Raw genomic sequence first — 17,323 nt, 5'->3', positions numbered from 1 at the left:
GCCGGTGACTCCTTGGCCTTGGCCGCCTCGTCCGCCGCGGCGCGAATCGCACGCCACGCGGACTCGGCCGCCTGCTGCTCGGCTTCCTTCTTGCTGCGGCCGGTGCCGGTGCCGTACGAGACACCACCGACGCGGGCGGCAGCAGTAAAGGTCTTCTCGTGGTCCGGGCCGGTCTCGGTGACCAGGTACTCCGGGACGCCGAGGCCCTCGGTCGCGGTGAGTTCCTGGAGGCTGGTCTTCCAGTCGAGGCCTGCGCCCAGGCTGGAGGACTTCTCGATCAGCGGGTCGAAGAGCCGGTGCACCAGCTCGCCGGCCGCGTCGAGACCCTGGTCGAGATAGACCGCGCCGATCACCGCTTCCAGGGTGTCGGCGAGGATGGACGCCTTGTCCCGGCCGCCCGTGCCCTCTTCGCCCCGGCCGAGGCGGATGAAGGCGCCGAGATCGAGGCCGCGGCCCACCTCGGCGAGCGCCCGCGAGTTGACCACCGCGGCCCGCAGTTTGGCCAGCTGGCCTTCCGGCAGGTCGGGGTGGATGCGGTACAGCGTGTCCGTGACCACCAGGCCGAGCACCGAATCCCCGAGGAATTCGAGCCGCTCGTTGGTGGGCAGACCGCCGTTCTCGTAGGCGTACGAGCGGTGCGTCAGCGCACGCACCAGAAGGGCGGGCTCGAGTGTGTACCCGAGCCGCCCTTCCAGAAGCGTGAGAGACGAGGCCGTGTCCGCCGGAGCCGTTTCCTCCCCGCGCGCGCGGGGTGACGAATGAGCGTCTTCCGCCTTCTTGGGGCTAGACACAGTGCCTGTCACCAGCCGCTCAGACCGCGATGACCTGGCGCTTGTTGTAGGTGCCGCAGCTGGGGCACGCGATGTGCTGCTGCTTCGGCTCGTGGCAGCGCTCGCACGCCACCAGGGTGGGGACCGCAGCCTTCCACTGCGACCGGCGGTGGCGCGTGTTGCTGCGCGACATCTTCCGCTTCGGAACAGCCACGGCTACTTCTCCTGAGGTTCATCCCCGCCGTCGCGGGGTACGTTGTCCTTCTCGCCGTCCTGGTTGGTCCCGACGAGTCCCTGCAGTGCCGCCCAGCGCATGTCGACGGCATCGTGGTGGTGGTCCAGATCGTCCGCGAGCCGCGCTCCGCATTCGGAACACAGGCCGGGGCAGTCGTCCTGGCACACCGGCTGCAACGGCAGTGCGAGCACCACCGCATCCCGCAGCACGGGTTCGAGGTCGAACAGGTCGTCCTCGATGTGGAGGGTGTCCTCCTCGTCCTCGGCGTCGTCGCCGGACTCCGCGGTGCGGGTCCGGGCATCGGCGTCGGGGTAGGCGAACAGCTCCTGGAAGTCCGCTTCGAGCACGTGCTCCAGCGGCTCCAGACACCTTACGCACTCCCCCTTGACGGTTGCACGGGCGGTGCCTGTGACAAGCACCCCGTCCATGACCGCTTCCAGGCGGAGGCCGAGTTCGATCGGTTCGCCCTCGGGCACTCCGATGACCTCGTTGCCGAGGTCCGCGGGGGCCTCGGCGGAGCGGGAGAGCCGCTTGAGCGTGCCGGGACGACGACCCAGCTCGCGTGTATCGAACACGAGCGGGGAACGGTGGTCGAGGCGGGCGTTGATGGCTTCCTGCTTTCTGTACTGCGGTATCCGCCGTCCGCCGCCGGTGTCCGGCGCGTGGGCAGCAGTGATCGCGGACATACACGCGACCGAAGAGCCAGGATACTGGACCGGCCCCGATAGGCCCAATCCGCATCCGGCCGTTCCCGGCCCGCGGGCCGGGCGCCGCGGGGCCGGCCCGGCTACTGGCGGCCCTCTTCGTACTGCCGCAGCTGGTCCAGGTTGATCAGACTGGTGTCGAAGAGGCTGGTCTCGTCCAGTGCGCCCGGGGTCTGCGGGGCGTGCTGGGGCTGTGCGGGCACCTGCTGCTGGTGGTAGCCGGTGTTCGGGTCGTAACCCTGCTGGACCGCCTGGTGCTGGGCCTGCTGCCAGTCGTAGGCGTACGGGTCCGGCTGCTGGGCGTACGAGACCTGCTCGGGCTGCTGGTACGCGTAGACGTCCGGCTGCTGGTAGGCGGCGGCCTGGTCGGTGTAGTAGGCGGGCTGCGGCTGCTCGTGGTGCTGCCGCGGCACGGACTCGTGACCGGCACTGACGGCGCTGACGGCATCGGCGCCCACAGCACTGTCGGCGCCGATGCCGGCCAGGCCGGCGAGGTACTCGGCGTCGGCCTGCGGCGGGGTGGCGGACTGCGCGTCGCCCTGGGCCGCCAGGTGGGCGCCGAGCTCGTCGATGGCGCGGGCGCCCTGGAGCTTGTCGCGGCCCCGGCCGACCGCTTCGAGGGTCTTGGTCAGTACGGCCTGGAAGGCACCGAACTTGGCGTCCACGTAATCGTCCGCGCGCCGCTTGAGGGTCTCCGGGTCGGAGCTGCGCTCGGGGGCCTCGGCGTCCGCCTCCGCGTCGTAGTCCGGCCCGTAGGGCCCCGGGTCGCGGCCGAGCAGCTTCTCGCGTCCGCGGTCGACGGATCCGATGGTCTTGGTGAGGACGACCTCGAAGTTGGCGAGTTTGCTGTCCACGTAGTCGTCGGCCTGGGCGCGGATCTCCTCGGCCTCCCGGCGGGCCTCCGCCAGGATCCGGTCCGCCTCGTCCTGGGACTGCCGGGCGACCTCGGTGTCGGAGATCAGCGAACCGCGGTGGGCGTGCGCGGACTCGATGATCCGCTCCGCCTCGGCGCGCGCCTCCTCGACCATCTGCTCGCGCCCGCCGAGCAGTTCCTGGGCCTGCGCGAGGGAGCCGGGCAGCGCCGTACGCACTTCTTCGAGCATGGCGAGCAGCTCGGCGCGGTTGACCACGCACGAGGCCGACATGGGCACGGACCGGGCGCCGCCGACGGCTGCGACGATGTCGTCTAGCTTCTTCTGGACGTCCACCTTGGACTCGCCACTCTCTGAAGGGTTGGAACGAGGGAACGGGACGACTGTACGGCCAGGAGCCCCCGGCCCGACACCTACTGACGCCCCGTCAGAAATGTCCGGAGGCGACCGGTCCGCACCGCATCGCGCACCGGGTCACGACTGCGTGCGGAGCCGCTCGGTCAGCGCGTCCAGGACGAACGGCGGGACCAGGTGGGAGACGTCGCCGCCCCAGGCCGCGACCTCCTTGACCAGGCTGGAGGAGAGGAAGCTGTACGTGGGGTTGGTGGGGACGAACAGCGTCTCCACCCCGGAGAGGCCGTTGTTCATCTGGGCCATCTGGAGCTCGTAGTCGAAGTCGCTGACCGCGCGCAGCCCCTTGACGATGGCGGGGATGTCGCGCTGCTTGCAGAAGTCGACCAGCAGGCCGTGGAAGGACTCGACCTCGACGTTGCCGTACTCGGCGGTGGCCCGGCGGATCAGGTCGATCCGCTCCTCGACCGTGAACAGGCCCTTCTTGGACTGGTTGATCATCACGGCGACATGGACGACGTCGTACAGCTTGGAGGCCCGGGCGATGATGTCCAGGTGCCCGTTGGTGATGGGGTCGAAGGACCCCGGACAGACGGCGCGGCGCAACTTCGTCTCCTCGCTCTCCGGTCCGTTCATGACACGCTTGTTGACGTCGATTCGGCGGACGCCGAAGCGGCGCGACCGTACCAAAGCGTCCCCTCGCCGTAGCGACGGGCCCTGATCGCTTCGAAACCGTCCGGCCACGGGAACGTGCCGCCTCGGGTACTCCGTTCCACGGTGACGAGTGCCTCCTCGGCAAGCCACCCCTGACCACGGAGTGTGAGCAGGATCTCCCGGAGTTCGTCGTCGCCGACCACGTACGGAGGGTCCAGGAAGACGATGTCGTACGGCTCGGCCGGGGCCGGGGCCGCGGCGGTCTGCTCGGCCCTGCCGACGCGGACCTCGGCGCCGGGCAGGCCGACCGCCCGGACGTTCTCGCGGATGGTGCGGACGGCGCGGGCATCGGCCTCGACCAGCAGGACGTGCGCGGCGCCGCGGGAGAGCGCCTCCAGGCCGACCGCGCCGGAACCGCCGTAGAGATCGAGCACCCGGGCGCCGGTCAGCGGCCCGTCGAGCGACTCCCACGTGGAGAACAGGCCCTCGCGCGCCCGGTCGGAGGTCGGGCGGGTGCCGTTTCCCGGGGGTACGGCGAGGCGCCGGCCGCCGGCCGTACCGGCGATCACGCGGGTCATGGGCCCGTCCTTACGTTGAGCGTGGTCGGTGGTGCAGGGGCGGGCACCCCGGTGGGCTCCCGCTCTCCCACGATATTCCGTCACTTACCGGCCGGTGCCCGGCCGCATCGCCCCCGGCCGTGATCGATCTCACGCGGCGGGCGCTCCCCCGTCCCTGTCGTCAGCCCTTGTCCAGATACTGCTCCCGTTCGTCGTCCAGCAGCGCCGACAGTGCGGTCCGGAGCTCCGGATAGCCGGTCAGCTCGGGGTCGGCGGCGACCACCGCGGTGGCCTCCTCGCGGGCCGCCGCGATCACCTCCTCGTCCTCGATGACGGCGAGCATCCGCAGCGAGGAGCGGACGCCGGACTGCGCCTGGCCGAGGACATCGCCCTCGCGCCGCTGTTCGAGGTCGATACGGGAGAGCTCGAAGCCGTCGAGGGTGCCGGCGACCGCGGCGAGCCGGGCCCGGGCCGGGCTGGCCTCGGGCATCTCGCTGACCAGCAGGCACAGGCCGGGCGCGGAGCCGCGGCCCACCCGGCCGCGCAGCTGGTGCAGCTGGGAGACGCCGAAGCGGTCCGCGTCCATGATCACCATGGCGGTGGCGTTCGGGACGTTCACGCCGACCTCGATGACCGTCGTGGCGACCAGCACGTCCAGCTCGCCGGCGGCGAACCGGCGCATCACGGAGTCCTTGTCGTCCGGGGCCATCCGGCCGTGCAGCACCGCCACCCGCAGCCCTTCGAGCGGGCCCTTGGCCAACTGGTCGGCGATGTCGAGGACGGCGAGCGGCGGTCGCTTCTCCGCGATGTCCTCCGGTGAACTCGCCGTGTCCGCCGCGTCCTTGGCGCCCGCCGCGCCCTTCTTCCCTCCCTTGGCGGCGACTTCGTCCTCGTCGTCGCCGATCCGCGGGCACACCACATACGCCTGGTGCCCGGCGGCCACCTCTTCCCGGACCCGCTCCCAGGCGCGGGCGAGGAAGTGCGGCTTGTCCTTGGCGGGCACCACATGGCTGGCGATCGGCGAGCGCCCGGCGGGGAGTTGGTCCAGGACCGAGGTCTCCAGATCGCCGAAGACGGTCATGGCGACCGTGCGCGGAATCGGGGTCGCGGTCATCACCAGGAGATGCGGCGTCCGCTTCTCCCCCTGGGAGTTGTTCCCCTTGCCCCGCAGGGCGTCGCGCTGCTCGACGCCGAAGCGGTGCTGTTCGTCGACGACGACCAGGCCCAGGTCGTGGAACTGCACCTTGTCCTCGATCAGCGCATGCGTCCCGATGACGATGCCGGCCTCGCCGGTGACCAGGTCGAGCAGCGCCTGGCGCCGGGCCGGGACGCCCATCGAACCGGTCAGCAGCACGACCTTGGTGCCCTTGTCGGACCCGCCCAGCATCCCGCCCTCGGCCAGCTCCCCCATCATCTCCGTGACGGAGCGGTGGTGCTGCTGGGCCAGCACCTCGGTCGGTGCGAGCATGGCGGCCTGGCCGCCGCTGTCCACCACCCCGAGCATGGCGCGCAGCGCGACCATGGTGTTGTGCGTGACGGTGAAGTGGTCGGTCACATAGGCGCGGCTCGGGTGGGCGACGCTGATGCACTGGACGGGCTTGCGGCCCACGTGCTCGACGGCCTGAACCGCGCGCCGGAAGCCGTCGCCGGCCTCGGGGTGCGCCCGCTCCACGCCGCCCTCACGGAACGGCGGGCATCCGTCCGGCAGCGCCACGTGCACGCTGCACGCACCGTCCCGTACGGGCGTGATCCGGGCGCAGCCGCCCAGGGAGCGCACCAGCCACGCCAGGTCGCCGGCCAGCGGTGCGGGCGCCCCGCGGAACACCGCGGCGCCCCCCTCGGGCCCGCCCCCGGCGTCCATCAGGCCCTGCACCATCGCCAGCCGGTCCTTGAGCGGTGCGTTCCGGTAGGCGTCCGGGACCCGGCGCTCACCCGCGCCTTCGCCGCCCAGGGCCAGCCCCAGGCGGTACGGATCGTGCGGGCGGTCCCCGCCGCCCTCCAGGTCGACCGGCGTGGCCGGCGCGATGGACCACCGGGGCCGGCCGTCGGGGCACAGCAGATCGGCCCGAAGCTCGCGGGTGGTCAGCACCCGCTCCCCCGTGCCGCGGGACCCGACGATCCACAGGTGCTCGTCGTCGGCCTCGATGCGGCTGCCGTCGGACAGCACCAGCCGCCAGACCTCCCGCTCGCCCTGCGGGAAGACGCCGTCCACCAGGGCGATCTCGCCGTTCGGCACGACCACTTCGGTGCCGGGGGCCATCTCCCCCATGGGCCGGAAGCCGCCCGGGGTCAGCACCAGGGCGTCCAGCGGCTGCGCCTTGCCGGAGCCGACCTCGCCCTGGAGGAGGCGGTGCATGGGGTGCTCCGTCGCCAGGTCGCCGAAGATCTCCCGACTGACCTTCTGCTGGCCGTCGGTGAGCGTGAACGGCAGCCGGGCGTCGAACGCGTCGAGGATGCCGCCCTCGGTCACCGCCCGTGCCACGGCGGGGAGTTGGGTCTCGGCGAAGCGGCGCCGGGCCAGCGCGACCTGGAGGACGAACGCCTCGTCCCACTTCAGCCGGGACCGTGCGTCGGCGATGTCGGCCTTGCTGCCCGGCCGGTGGATCTTCAGCAGCGCCTCGGGGAGCGGGATCAGCGCCCGGCCCTCGCGCAGCGCCGCGGGCAGCGGGTCGACGGCGTCCCCGGCGCTCGGCAGCACCGCGTCCACCGCCTTGGCGAGCTTCCAGGACGCCATTTGCTGGCAGGCCGGGTAGATCGGCATGAGCTGGTTGGCGAATGCGTCGACCGCGCCGGCCTCGCCGGCCTCGCCGTCGACGTGGCGGTCGAGGAGTTGGTATTCGGGATGGGCGAGCTGGAGTTTGCGGTTGAAGACGGAGACCTTGCCCGCGAACATCGCGCGCTTTCCCGGCAGCAGCTCTTTGTGCGGTTTGTGGATGCCCTTGCCGAAGAAGACCAGCTGGAGACGGCCGCTGCCGTCCGTGAGGGTCACTTCCAGCCGCTGTCCGCGGCCGTGGTTGAACGTGAGGACGCGGGCGTCGGCGACCTGGGCGACGACGGTGACGTGTTCGTCCAGCGGGAGATCCGCCAGCCGGGTCAGCTCACCGCGCTCGGCATAGCGCCGGGGATAGTGGTGCAACAGATCGCCGACCGTATGCAGGTCGAGATGCTCGGCCAGCACCTTCGCGGTGGTGCCGCCGAGGATTTTCTTCAGGGGTTCGTCGAGCGCTGCCACGCAACCTATTGCACACCACGCCACTGACAACGGGCCACAATCGCCGCTTTCCCCGGCCCGCTATTCACCGGCCTTCCCCGGAGGCGGTTATTCGACGCCGATCAGCAGCGGCGCCGCGTTCTCGCCGCCTTCGTAGACGACGGTATCCACCGCGAGATAGCGCTCCCGTACATGTCGCTCCAGCCGGTCGGCGAGGGAATCGGGAACGTCCGGGCCGAGAACCAGGGTGACCATTTCGCCGCCCGCGGAGAGCATCCGGTCGAGCACCGTCGTCGCGGTCCGGGCGAGGTCGGGGCCGATCACCGCGACATCGCCGTCGATCAGGCCGAGGACGTCCCCGGCCTGGCAGACCCCGGCCATCGTCCAGGACTGCCGCTCGGCGACCGCCAGCTCGGCGTAGCGGGTGGCGCCCGCCGCCGCGGTCATCGCCACCACGTCCTCGTCGAAGCTGCGGCCCGGCTCGTGCACGGCCAGCGCCGCCAGGCCCTGGACGGCGGAGCGGGTGGGGATCAGGGCGACCCGTACGCCCTCGGTGCGGGCCTGCTCGGCGGCGGCTGCCGCGGTGTGCCGCAGCTCGGGGTCGTTGGGCAGCAGCATCACCTCGCGGGCGCGGGCCTGCCGGATCGCCTGCACCAGTTCGCCGCTGGCGGGCGGTTCCCCGGGGCGGACCGGGACCGGGGTGGCGCCGGCCTGCGCGCACAGCCCGGCGAGCCCGGCCCCCGGGACGACGGTGACCACGGCGCGGGCCGCCATCGCGGGCTCCTTGGCCCGGGTGGCGCCGCCGAAGTGGGTGATCCGGATCCGGTACGGGCGGCCCGCCTCGATACCGGCCTCCACCGCCGCCCCGGCGTCGTCGACGTGCACATGGACGTGCCACAGGCCGTCCCCGCCGACCACCACAAGGGAGTCGCCGAGCCGGTCGAGCCGGGCCCGCAGCCGGGCCACGGACGCGTCGCCGGCCTCCAGGAGGTAGATCACCTCGAAGGCGGGCCCGCCGGCGTGCGGGTCGGCGCAGCCGTCCGCTCCCCGGTCTTCCCCGCCCGGCACCCCGCAGCCGGCCGCCTCGGGGAGCGGGGCGTCGGCCCGTAGGGCGACGGGGGCCGCCGTGACCTCCCCGGACAGCGCGTCGGCGAGGGCGCCCAGCAGGGCGACGAGTCCGCAGCCGCCCGCGTCCACGACGCCCGCCCGCCCCAGCACCGCGAGCTGGCCGGGGGTGGCCTGGAGGGCGTCGTTCGCGCCCTGGTGGGCGGCGCGGGCGACCTCGGCGGGCTCGGCGGTCCGGTCCGCGACCCGCTCCGCGGCGGCGGCAGCGGCGGTCGCCACGGACAGCACGGTGCCCTCCACGGGGTGCGCGACCGCCTCGTACCCCGCCGCCGCGGCGTGGCGCAGGGCCTGCCGCAGCGCGTCGGCGGAGCCCGGCCCGGCGTCCGGGGCGACCGCCAGCACCTGGGTCATACCGCGCAGCAGCTGGGCGACGATGGTGCCGGAGTTGCCCCGCGCCCCTAGGAGGGCGCCGTGGGCCATGGCGCCGATGGCATCGGCGAGGCCGGGTGCGGTGCCCGCGGCGGCGTGGCCGTCGAAGGCGGCCTCGACGGCGCGGGCGGCCGATTCGAGGGTCAGGTAGAGATTGGTGCCGGTGTCGCCGTCGGCCACCGGGTAGACGTTGATCGCGTCGATCCGCTCCCGTTCCCGGCCGAGCGCCTCCAGGGCCAGTCCGCACCAGGTGCGGACGGCGGCGGCGTCGAGCGGGTACGGCACGTCGTCCTCCTGGATCGCGGGATGCACCGCACAGTAGCCGCGGTCCGGTGGGGAGGCCGGGGCGGGGGCCGGGAGGTGCGTGATAGTTTCGTTCTGCGGGAGCGGCCGTTGTATGCTGCTCCGGTTGCCCGATGAAAATCGGGCCATTCCTCTCCTGTCGGCGCCGGCACGGCAATGCACTCGGCCCGGTGGGATTTCACCGTAAGTGCATCTGAAGTCTTTGGAGTGACCCGTGGCTGCCAACTGCGACGTCTGCGGCAAGGGGCCGGGCTTCGGCAAGAGTGTCTCGCACTCGCACCGCCGCACCAACCGTCGTTGGAACCCCAACATCCAGACGGTGCGTGCAGTGGTCGGGCGCACGCCGAAGAAGCTGAACGCCTGCACCTCGTGCATCAAGGCCGGCAAGGTCTCGCGCTGACGACTTAGCCGTAGCGCAGCCGAGCCGGTTGCTTGAAGCCGGTCCACCGTCGAGGTGGGCCGGCTTTTGCCTTTCCCGGTGGCGGGCCGGACCGGGTCGGGTGCGCGAGCGGGCGGGTCAGCCGCGCAGCCGCCACCCGTGGTCGACCGGCCCGATGCCGGCGCCCAGCCGGAAGCCGGCCGCGATCGCGCCGGTGACGTACTCCTTCGCCGCCGCGGCGGCCTGCGGAACGGTGTCCCCCGTGGCGAGCCGGGCGGCGAGCGCGCTGGCGAGGGTGCAGCCGGTGCCGTGGGTGTGCCGGTTGTCGTGGCGGGGGGCGCGCAGCCAGTGCTCCTCGCTGCCGTCGGTGAGCAGATCGACGGCGTCCACCGCCCCGGCCGGGCCGCCGTCCGCGTCCGCCGTGCCGCCCGGCAGATGGCCGCCCTTGATGAGCGCCCAGCGCGGCCCGAAGGCCAGGACCGCGTCGGCCGCGCGCCGCATGTCGGCCTCCGTGCGGACCCGTATGCCGGTCAGCTGGGCCACCTCGTCCAGGTTGGGGGTGGCGACCGTGGCCGTCGGCAGGAGCTTGCCGCGGACCGCGTCCAGGGCGGCGGCGGCGAGCAGCGCGTCGCCGTGCTTGGAGACGCCCACGGGGTCGACGACGACCGGTACGGAGAGGCCGGCGAGCAGTTCCGCGACGGTGGCGACCAGTTCGGCCGAGGACAGCATTCCGGTCTTCACCGCCTGGACGCCGATGTCGTCGACGACGCTGCGGAACTGGGCGCGCACGGCGTCGGCGGGCAGGTCCCACGCGCCCTGTACGCCCAGGGAGTTCTGTGCGGTGACCGCGGTGAGCACGCTCATACCGTGGGTGCCCAGGGCCAGCATGGTCTTCAGGTCGGCCTGGATGCCCGCACCGCCGCCGGAGTCGGATCCGGCGACGGTCAGCACGCGGGGAGGTATGCGCATGCGGCGAATCTACTCCGCGTCCGAGGTGTCCCCGAAGTGGTCCCAGCCGCCGCTCGCCCAGGGGGCGCCGTCGACCGTCACCTGGGGCAGCGCGGAGGGGTTGAGGACCTCGCCGATGACCTTCCAGCGGGCGGGCAGCTTCACGTCGGGCGGGAAGGTGGCCACGATGGCGTGGTCCTCGCCGCCGTTCAGCACCCACTGCATCGGGTCCACGCCGACCGCCGTACCGATATCGGACATCTGCGAGGGGATGTCGATGCTGGCGGACCGCAGGTCGATACGGACCTTGCTGGCCTCCGCGATGTGCCCGAGGTCGGCGACCAGTCCGTCGCTGATGTCCGTCATGGCCGTGGCGCCGAGCCCCGCCGCCGCCGGGCCCGCGTGGTACGGCGGTTCGGGGCGGCGGTGCGCCTCGACGAAAGCGCGCGGGGAGCGGAACCCGCGGGAGAGCACCGCGTGGCCGGCGGCGGACCAGCCGAGCCAGCCGGTCACCGCGACGACGTCGCCGGGCTGCGCGCCGGCCCGGGTGACCGGCTCCTGGTTGCGCAGGTCGCCGAGGGCGGTGATGGCGATGGTGATGGTGTCGCCGCGGACCACGTCCCCGCCGACCACCGCGGCGCCGGCCACCTGGCACTCGTCGCGCAGCCCGTCCATCAGCTCGGTGGCCCAGGTCGCGGGCAGTTCGGCGGGGACGACCAGGCCGAGCAGGATGGCGGTGGGCACCGCGCCCATCGCCGCGATGTCGGCGAGGTTCTGCGCGGCGGCCTTGCGGCCCACGTCGTAGGCGGTGGACCAGTCGCGGCGGAAGTGCCGGCCTTCGAGGAGGACGTCCGTACTGGCGACGACCCTGCGGTCCGGCGCGGTGACCACCGCGGCGTCGTCCCCCGGCCCGATCCGTACGGCAGGGGTGGAGGTGAGCCGGGAGGTGAGCTCCCTGATCAGCCCGAATTCCCCCAGCTCGCCCACGGTGCCCTTCATGCTGTTGCCCTTCCCATGTGTACGGACGGTCCGTACGTGGCTGACGACTGCGCCGCACTTGCCGTGTTCACCGCGCGGGTCTCCCCGCTCCGCTCGGTGACGCGGTACCGTGGCGTCCCTTCTTCCCACATGATCCTCGTAGCCGCCCTGGAGGTTCCGTGGTACAGGCTTACATCCTGATCCAGACCGAGGTCGGCAGAGCCTCGGCGGTGGCGGAAGTGATCGCGAAGATCCCCGGCGTCCTTCAGGCCGAGGACGTGACCGGCCCCTATGACGTCATCGTGCGCGCACAGGCCGACACGGTCGACGAGCTGGGTCGCATGGTGGTCGCGAAGGTCCAGCAAGTGGAGGGCATCACGCGCACGCTCACCTGCCCGGTCGTCCATCTCTAGCTCCCCCGTATGCTCGGCCGGGTGATACGTGCACGACGCCGGCACCTGGCCCTGCCCCTGCTCACCGTGCTGTTCGGAGCGGTGAGCTGCTCGTCCGCGACGGACGTGGCGGCGCCTTCCCCCGAGGGCGCCGCGGTGCGGCACTGCCGGGAACTCCACAAGGCGCTGCCGCAGACCGTGAACGGGCTGAAGCGGGGTATCGCCGAGCCGGTCTCGGACTTCACTGCCATATGGGGCGATCCTGCCGTGGAGCTGCGCTGCGGAGTGCCGAAGCCGGACGTGCTGAGGTACGGGAGTGAACATTACAACGCCAACCCCGACGCGGCGGAAGTCGACGGCGTCCAGTGGCTCTTCGAGAAGCAGGACGACGGCTACCGCTTCACGACGGTGCTGCGGAAGGTCTACGTCGAGGTGACGGTGCCGGGGAAGTACGCCCCCGAGGTCAATGCGCTCACCGACCTCGCGGACGCCGTGAAGAAGACGATTCCGGCGGGGGTTTAGGGGCTCCCGAAGGGCCCGGCCGCCCCCGCCGACGGCGGGCGGGTCAGCGCAGGCCCGTGGAGCGGCGCAGCGCCGCCTGGAGGAGCCGGTCGATGAGCTCCGGGTAGCTGACGCCGCTCTCCTGCCACATCCGCGGGTACATCGAGATCGGCGTGAAGCCGGGCAGCGTGTTGATCTCGTTGATCACGAACTCGCCGTTGTCCTGGAGGAAGAAGTCCGCGCGCACCAGGCCCTCGCAGGACGCCGCCTCGAAGGCCGCCACGGCCAGTTCCCGGACCTCGGCGGTCTGCTCGGGCGTCAGCGGCGCGGGCACGATCCCGTCGGCCGAGTCGATGTACTTGGCCTCGAAGTCGTAGAAGTCGTGCGCGGTGACCGGCGGGATCTCGGCCGGCACGCTGGCCCGCGGGCCGTCCTCGAATTCCAGCACCCCGCACTCGATCTCGCGTCCGCGCAGCAGCGCCTCCACGATGATCTTGGGGTCGTGGCTGCGGGCCTCCTCGACGGCCTCGTCCAGCCCGGCGAGGTCGTCGACCTTGCTGATGCCCATGGACGAGCCGGCCCGGGCGGGCTTCACGAACAGCGGCCAGCCGTGCTCGCCGGCGAAGTCCACGATCTTCTTGCGCGCGGCGGCGGGGTCGTTCTCCCACTCGCGGGGGCGGATGACCTCGTACGGGCCGACCGGCAGCCCGAAGGAGGCGAACACCCGCTTCATGTAGTCCTTGTCCTGGCCGACGGCCGAGGCGAGCACACCGGAGCCCACGTAGGGCACGCCGGACAGCTCCAGGAGGCCCTGGAGGGTGCCGTCCTCGCCGTAGGGGCCGTGGAGGACGGGGAAGACGACGTCGACCTCGCCCAGCGCCTTGGGGACCGATCCCGGCTCGCTGTAGACGACCTCGCGGTTGGTGGGGTCGACGGGGAGCACCACACCGCCGTCGGTGGACTCGGCGAGCTCCGCCACGCTGGGCAGCCGCCGGTCGGTGATGGCCATCCGCGCGGGGTCGTCGGCGGTGAGCGCCCAGCGCCCGTCGGTCGTGATGCCGATGGGCAGCACGTCGTACTTGTCGCGGTCGATGGCGGCCAGCACGGCTCCGGCGGTGACCACGGAGATGGCGTGCTCGGAGCTGCGCCCGCCGAACACGACGGCGACGCGGGGCTTCTGGGAGGAGGTCTCGCTGCTCATATCGCGTCGAGGGTACCTGCTGACCGGCGCGGCGTCAGTGCCGCGGCGGCCGTTGGCGGCGTGGCGTACGCGCCGGTCAGACAGGCTCCCTGCTCAGTGCCGCTCGGACTTGGCGGTCCGCGACATCAGCTCCTTGAGGGCGACGAGGGGCGGCTTGCCCTCGTGGACGATGCCCACGACCGTCTCGGTGAGCGGCATGTCGACGCCGTGCCGGCGGGCCAGATCCAGCACGGACTCGCAGGACTTGACGCCCTCGGCGGTCTGCTTGGTGACCGCGATGGTCTCCTGGAGCGTCATCCCGCGGCCGAGGTTGGTGCCGAAGGTGTTGTTGCGGGAGAGCGGCGAGGAGCAGGTGGCGACGAGGTCGCCCATGCCGGCGAGGCCCGCGAAGGTGTGCGCGTCGGCGCCCATGGCGAGGCCGAGCCGGGTGGTCTCGGCGAGGCCGCGGGTGATCAGGGAGGCCTTGGCGTTGTCGCCCAGGCCCATGCCGGTGGCGATGCCGACCGCGAGCGCGATGACGTTCTTGACCGCGCCGCCCAGTTCGCAGCCCACCACGTCGGTGTTGGTGTACGGCCGGAAGTACGAGGTGTGGCAGGCGGTCTGGAGCCGGCGGGCGACCGCCTCGTCGGCGCAGGCCACGACCGCGGCGGCGGGCTGCCTCGCTGCGACCTCCTTGGCGAGGTTGGGTCCGGTCAGCACCGCGACGCGTTCCGCGGGGACCTTGGCGACCTCCTCGATGACCTCGCTCATGCGCTTCGCGGTGCCCAGTTCCACACCCTTCATCAGAGAGACCAGGACCGTGTCGGAGGGCAGCAGGGGCGCCCACTCGGCGAGGTTGGCGCGCAGCGTCTGGGAGGGCACGGCGAGGACCGTGAAGTCCGCGCCGCGGGCCGCTTCCGCCGGGTCGGTGGTGGCGCGTACGCCCGCGGGCAGCTCCACCCCCGGCAGATAGTCCGGGTTCGTACGGCCGTTGTTGATGGCGTCGACGAGGGCCGCTCTGCGCCCCCACAGGGTCACCTCGCATCCCGCGTCGGCGAGCACCATCGCGAATGCGGTGCCCCAGGACCCCGTGCCGAAAACGGCGCAGCGCGTCACTTGCCTTCATCCTCCTGTGCCTGCCGGTTGCTGAGGGTCTGCGGCGCGGGGACGGCCGGTTCCAGGGCGGCGTCGGCCGGTTCCAGGGCGGCGTCGGCTGCGGCCCGGGCCCTGGCGGCCTCGCGGGCGGCGCGCCGCTCCCGGGCGATCTCCTTGCGGTAGTCGAACGGTTCGGCCGGCGCGGGCTCGCCGCGGACCTCGGCCAGCTGCGCGGTGATCGCGGCCATGATCGCTTCGGTGACGGCCCGCAGCACCTCGGCGGTGGGCTCCTTGCCGTGGAACTCGCTGAGGTCGACCGGCGGTCCCGCCTTGACCCGCAGCGTCTTGCGCGGGAAGAGCTGGAGCTTCTTCTCCTTGGCGTACGGCGGCATCGCGTCGTTCGCGCCCCACTGGGCGACCGGAATGACGGGGGCCTTGGTCAGCAGCGCGACCCGGGCGGCGCCGGTCTTGCCCTGCATGGGCCACATCTCGGGGTCGCGGGTGAGGGTGCCTTCGGGGTAGAACGCGACGCATTCGCCCTTCTCGATCGCGTTCACGGCCGCCCGGAACGCGGTGGCGGCGTCGGTGGTTTCCCGGTACACGGGGATCTGTCCGGTTCCGCGCATCATCAGGCCGACAAAGCCGCTCTTGAAGAGTCCGGCCTTGGCGAGGAATCGGGGGACCCGCCCGGTGTTGTACTGATAGTGCGCATAGGAGAGCGGATCAAGATACGAGTTGTGGTTGACCGCGGTGATAAAACCGCCGTCGGCCGGAATGTGCTCCATTCCTTGCCAGTCCCGCTTGAACAGAACCAAGAGCGGCGGTTTGCAGATGACCGCGGCCAAGCGGTACCAGAAGCCGATTCTGCGGCGGGACACTGGGACACCCTCCTTGTGGGACCTGCGAAGCTGCTGCGAGCCGGCAGCCGCACAAGTGTCGCCCCAGGTACCCGCTATGTCGAGAACACCGTAACCCCGCCGCTCCGGAAAGGCGGTGGCAGCAGGCGAGAATGATCCCGATGCGAAGAGACGGAGGGGATGTGGGCTGGAGCCTTGTCGTGCCGCTGAAACCGCTGGTGCGGGCCAAGAGCAGGCTCTCCCGGGCGGCCGGCGAGGAGTTCCGGCCGCGGCTGGCCCTGGCATTCGCCCTGGATACCGTTGCGGGCGCGCTGGCCTGCGCGGACGTCCGGGATGTGGCGGTTGTCACGGACGACCCGCTGGCCGGGGAGCGCTTGGCCGCCCTGGGGGCGCGCATAGTGCCGGACGCTCCGGCCAACGGGCTGAATGCCGCACTGGCCCATGGCGCGGCCGTGGTACGGGCGCGTCGCCCCGGCGCGCCGGTCGCTGCGCTGAACGCCGACCTTCCCGCACTGCGCCCGGCCGAGCTGGAACTGGTGCTCCATTCTGCTTCGCTATTTCCCCGCGCATTTCTCGCGGATGCGGCAGATATCGGGACAACACTTCTGACCGCGACTTCCGGTGCGGAATTGGACCCGGCATTCGGCGGCGCCTCGCGGGCCCGCCACCTGGCCTCCGGGGCGCACGAGATCACCTCGCCGGAGGTGCCGTCGGTACGCCGGGACGTGGACACCGGGGAGGATCTGCGGGCCGCGCTGGCGCTGGGCGTGGGCCCGTACACCGCACATCAGACGCGCCGGCTGCCGGCTGCGGCGGGCGGTCGGCACGACCAGGGCGATCAGGCGCCGCCGCAGGTCACAGCGTCGGGAGCGTGACGAGGACGATCCGCCGGGCGTCCCCTTCGCCGGTGACGTCGATCCGGACCCGCTGGCCGGGCCGCAGCAGGAGCAGGCCGCCGGCGTCGAAGGCCGCCGCGTCGAAGGGCAGCGGGGTCCCGTCGTCCAGCAGCACGCTGCCGGAGCGGGTCTCGTCGTCGTAGGTGTACGCGGTGGCCTGCATGGGAGAGAGCCTAGACGGCGGCCCGGCGGGCGGCGCACCGCGGGCCGGGCTCCCCGAAGGGAGACCGGCCCGGCGCATGGCGTTGCCGCTGGCGGAATTACCGCTTGCGGGCGGTGGTCTTCTTGGCGGTCGTCTTGCGCGCCGTGGTCTTCTTGGCGGGAGCCTTCTTCGCCGTCGCCTTCTTGGCGGGCGCGGTCTTCTTCGCCGTGGCCTTCTTCGCGGTGGTCTTCTTCGCCGGCGCGGCCTTCTTCGCCGCGGCCTTCGTGGCGGTCTTCTTCGCCGTGGCCTTCTTGGCGGTGACCTTCTTCGCCGTCACCTTCTTGGCGGCGACCTTCTTCGCGGGTGCCGCCTTCTTGGCGGCGGCCTTCTTGGCGACGGCCTTCTTGGCGGCGGCCTTCTTGATGGCGACGCCACCGGTCAGGCTGCCCTTGGGGGCCTTCTTGACGGAGACCTCGCCGCCCTTGGGGAGCTTCTTCGAACCGCTCACCAGGTCCTTGAAGCCCTGGCCCGCACGGAAACGCGGCACCGAGGTCTTCTTGACCCGCACGCGCTCACCCGTCTGCGGGTTGCGGGCGTATCGGGCCGGACGGTCGACCTTCTCGAACGAGCCGAATCCGGTGACCGAAACCCGGTCGCCGGCGACAACTGCACGGACGACTGCGTCCAGTACGGCGTCCACCGCTTCCGCGGCGTTCTGACGGCCGCCGAGCTTGTCGGCAATGGCTTCTACGAGCTGCGCCTTGTTCACGTCTTCCCCTTCGGAGACATTGCTGGAACGAAAGT

Annotated in this window: 19 protein-coding genes; 4 read left to right on the top strand and 15 right to left on the bottom strand. The window is 72.0% G+C overall.

Annotated elements, in window-relative coordinates:
• The 8 genes from rnc to fakA form a co-directional block, all read right to left on the bottom strand.
• A partial coding sequence (gene rnc, locus IEZ17_RS02985; protein ID WP_189295995.1) for a ribonuclease III occupies positions 1 to 803 on the bottom strand: 803 nt, incomplete at its 3' end.
• A 7-nt stretch (positions 804 to 810) separates the two neighbouring features.
• Complete coding sequence (gene rpmF, locus IEZ17_RS02980; RefSeq protein ID WP_043266291.1) at positions 811 to 984, bottom strand: 50S ribosomal protein L32; 174 nt, start codon at positions 982 to 984, stop codon at positions 811 to 813.
• Positions 985 to 986: 2 nt separating this feature from the next.
• Entirely contained in the window at positions 987 to 1,580 is a 594-nt protein-coding gene (locus tag IEZ17_RS02975; protein WP_373299717.1) for a YceD family protein, read from the bottom strand.
• Between the two features lie 212 nt (positions 1,581 to 1,792).
• Complete coding sequence (locus IEZ17_RS02970) at positions 1,793 to 2,917, bottom strand: F0F1 ATP synthase subunit B (protein ID WP_189295991.1); 1,125 nt, start codon at positions 2,915 to 2,917, stop codon at positions 1,793 to 1,795.
• 138 nt (positions 2,918 to 3,055) lie between these two features.
• Entirely contained in the window at positions 3,056 to 3,538 is a 483-nt protein-coding gene (gene coaD / locus IEZ17_RS02965) for a pantetheine-phosphate adenylyltransferase (protein ID WP_308427578.1), read from the bottom strand.
• Between the two features lie 26 nt (positions 3,539 to 3,564).
• Positions 3,565 to 4,164 carry a 16S rRNA (guanine(966)-N(2))-methyltransferase RsmD gene (rsmD, locus tag IEZ17_RS02960; protein ID WP_189295987.1) on the bottom strand — a complete coding sequence of 200 codons (600 nt, stop codon included), beginning with the start codon at positions 4,162 to 4,164 and terminating at the stop codon, positions 3,565 to 3,567.
• Positions 4,165 to 4,324: 160 nt separating this feature from the next.
• On the bottom strand, positions 4,325 to 7,384 hold the full coding sequence (locus IEZ17_RS02955; protein ID WP_189296233.1) for a helicase-related protein: 3,060 nt from the start codon (positions 7,382 to 7,384) through the stop codon (positions 4,325 to 4,327).
• A gap of 78 nt (positions 7,385 to 7,462) precedes the next feature.
• The gene (fakA, locus tag IEZ17_RS02950; protein ID WP_229851709.1) at positions 7,463 to 9,133 is read right to left on the bottom strand and encodes a DAK2 domain-containing protein; all 1,671 of its coding nucleotides are present in this window, start codon (positions 9,131 to 9,133) and stop codon (positions 7,463 to 7,465) included.
• A 232-nt stretch (positions 9,134 to 9,365) separates the two neighbouring features.
• Between fakA and rpmB the strand changes: the two genes are divergently transcribed.
• On the top strand, positions 9,366 to 9,551 hold the full coding sequence (rpmB, locus tag IEZ17_RS02945) for a 50S ribosomal protein L28 (RefSeq protein WP_043266286.1): 186 nt from the start codon (positions 9,366 to 9,368) through the stop codon (positions 9,549 to 9,551).
• A 117-nt stretch (positions 9,552 to 9,668) separates the two neighbouring features.
• On the opposite strand, the gene thiD is transcribed toward rpmB, so the two are convergent.
• Positions 9,669 to 10,499, bottom strand: coding sequence for a bifunctional hydroxymethylpyrimidine kinase/phosphomethylpyrimidine kinase (gene thiD / locus IEZ17_RS02940; protein WP_189295983.1), 831 nt, complete (start codon positions 10,497 to 10,499; stop codon positions 9,669 to 9,671).
• Between the two features lie 9 nt (positions 10,500 to 10,508).
• Positions 10,509 to 11,477: a thiamine-phosphate kinase gene (locus tag IEZ17_RS02935; RefSeq protein ID WP_189295980.1), complete on the bottom strand. Its 969-nt coding sequence runs from the start codon at positions 11,475 to 11,477 to the stop codon at positions 10,509 to 10,511.
• Positions 11,478 to 11,635: 158 nt separating this feature from the next.
• Here IEZ17_RS02935 and IEZ17_RS02930 point away from each other — a divergent pair, with 158 nt between their 5' ends.
• On the top strand, positions 11,636 to 11,869 hold the full coding sequence (locus IEZ17_RS02930) for an Lrp/AsnC family transcriptional regulator (protein ID WP_159507893.1): 234 nt from the start codon (positions 11,636 to 11,638) through the stop codon (positions 11,867 to 11,869).
• 9 nt (positions 11,870 to 11,878) lie between these two features.
• On the top strand, positions 11,879 to 12,370 hold the full coding sequence (locus IEZ17_RS02925; protein WP_189295978.1) for a DUF3515 domain-containing protein: 492 nt from the start codon (positions 11,879 to 11,881) through the stop codon (positions 12,368 to 12,370).
• A 43-nt stretch (positions 12,371 to 12,413) separates the two neighbouring features.
• Here IEZ17_RS02925 and IEZ17_RS02920 read toward each other — a convergent pair whose 3' ends face one another.
• The 3 genes from IEZ17_RS02920 to IEZ17_RS02910 form a co-directional block, all read right to left on the bottom strand.
• Positions 12,414 to 13,550, bottom strand: coding sequence for a D-alanine--D-alanine ligase family protein (locus tag IEZ17_RS02920; protein ID WP_189295976.1), 1,137 nt, complete (start codon positions 13,548 to 13,550; stop codon positions 12,414 to 12,416).
• A 93-nt stretch (positions 13,551 to 13,643) separates the two neighbouring features.
• Positions 13,644 to 14,645, bottom strand: a complete 1,002-nt coding sequence (locus IEZ17_RS02915; protein WP_189295974.1) for an NAD(P)H-dependent glycerol-3-phosphate dehydrogenase — start codon at positions 14,643 to 14,645, stop codon at positions 13,644 to 13,646.
• Positions 14,642 to 15,502, bottom strand: coding sequence for a lysophospholipid acyltransferase family protein (locus IEZ17_RS02910; RefSeq protein ID WP_189295971.1), 861 nt, complete (start codon positions 15,500 to 15,502; stop codon positions 14,642 to 14,644). The genes IEZ17_RS02915 and IEZ17_RS02910 overlap by 4 nt, the downstream gene beginning before the upstream one ends.
• 131 nt (positions 15,503 to 15,633) lie before the next feature.
• Between IEZ17_RS02910 and cofC the strand changes: the two genes are divergently transcribed.
• Complete coding sequence (gene cofC / locus IEZ17_RS02905; protein WP_189295969.1) at positions 15,634 to 16,356, top strand: 2-phospho-L-lactate guanylyltransferase; 723 nt, start codon at positions 15,634 to 15,636, stop codon at positions 16,354 to 16,356.
• Here cofC and IEZ17_RS02900 read toward each other — a convergent pair.
• A complete protein-coding gene (locus tag IEZ17_RS02900; protein WP_189295967.1) occupies positions 16,337 to 16,540 on the bottom strand; it encodes a hypothetical protein in 204 nt (67 codons plus the stop codon). The genes cofC and IEZ17_RS02900 overlap by 20 nt on opposite strands.
• 97 nt (positions 16,541 to 16,637) lie before the next feature.
• Complete coding sequence (locus tag IEZ17_RS02895; RefSeq protein WP_189295965.1) at positions 16,638 to 17,288, bottom strand: HU family DNA-binding protein; 651 nt, start codon at positions 17,286 to 17,288, stop codon at positions 16,638 to 16,640.
• Between the last annotated feature and the right edge of the window lie 35 nt (positions 17,289 to 17,323).

This window comes from Streptomyces albospinus, from assembly GCF_014648695.1.
Taxonomy (GTDB): Bacteria; Actinomycetota; Actinomycetes; order Streptomycetales; family Streptomycetaceae; genus Streptomyces; species Streptomyces albospinus.
The sequence above is the reverse complement of the archived record's forward strand: the minus strand, read 5'-3'. Positions and strand labels throughout refer to the sequence as shown.

Coding starts and splice junctions, on each gene's coding strand:
- rsmD (WP_189295987.1), bottom strand. CDS start 4,164: ATGACCCGCGTGATCGCCGGTACGGCCGGCGGCCGGCGCCTCGCCGTA.
- thiD (WP_189295983.1), bottom strand. CDS start 10,499: ATGCGCATACCTCCCCGCGTGCTGACCGTCGCCGGATCCGACTCCGGC.
- IEZ17_RS02935 (WP_189295980.1), bottom strand. CDS start 11,477: ATGAAGGGCACCGTGGGCGAGCTGGGGGAATTCGGGCTGATCAGGGAG.
- IEZ17_RS02925 (WP_189295978.1), top strand. CDS start 11,879: ATGCTCGGCCGGGTGATACGTGCACGACGCCGGCACCTGGCCCTGCCC.
- IEZ17_RS02920 (WP_189295976.1), bottom strand. CDS start 13,550: ATGAGCAGCGAGACCTCCTCCCAGAAGCCCCGCGTCGCCGTCGTGTTC.
- cofC (WP_189295969.1), top strand. CDS start 15,634: ATGATCCCGATGCGAAGAGACGGAGGGGATGTGGGCTGGAGCCTTGTC.
- IEZ17_RS02900 (WP_189295967.1), bottom strand. CDS start 16,540: ATGCAGGCCACCGCGTACACCTACGACGACGAGACCCGCTCCGGCAGC.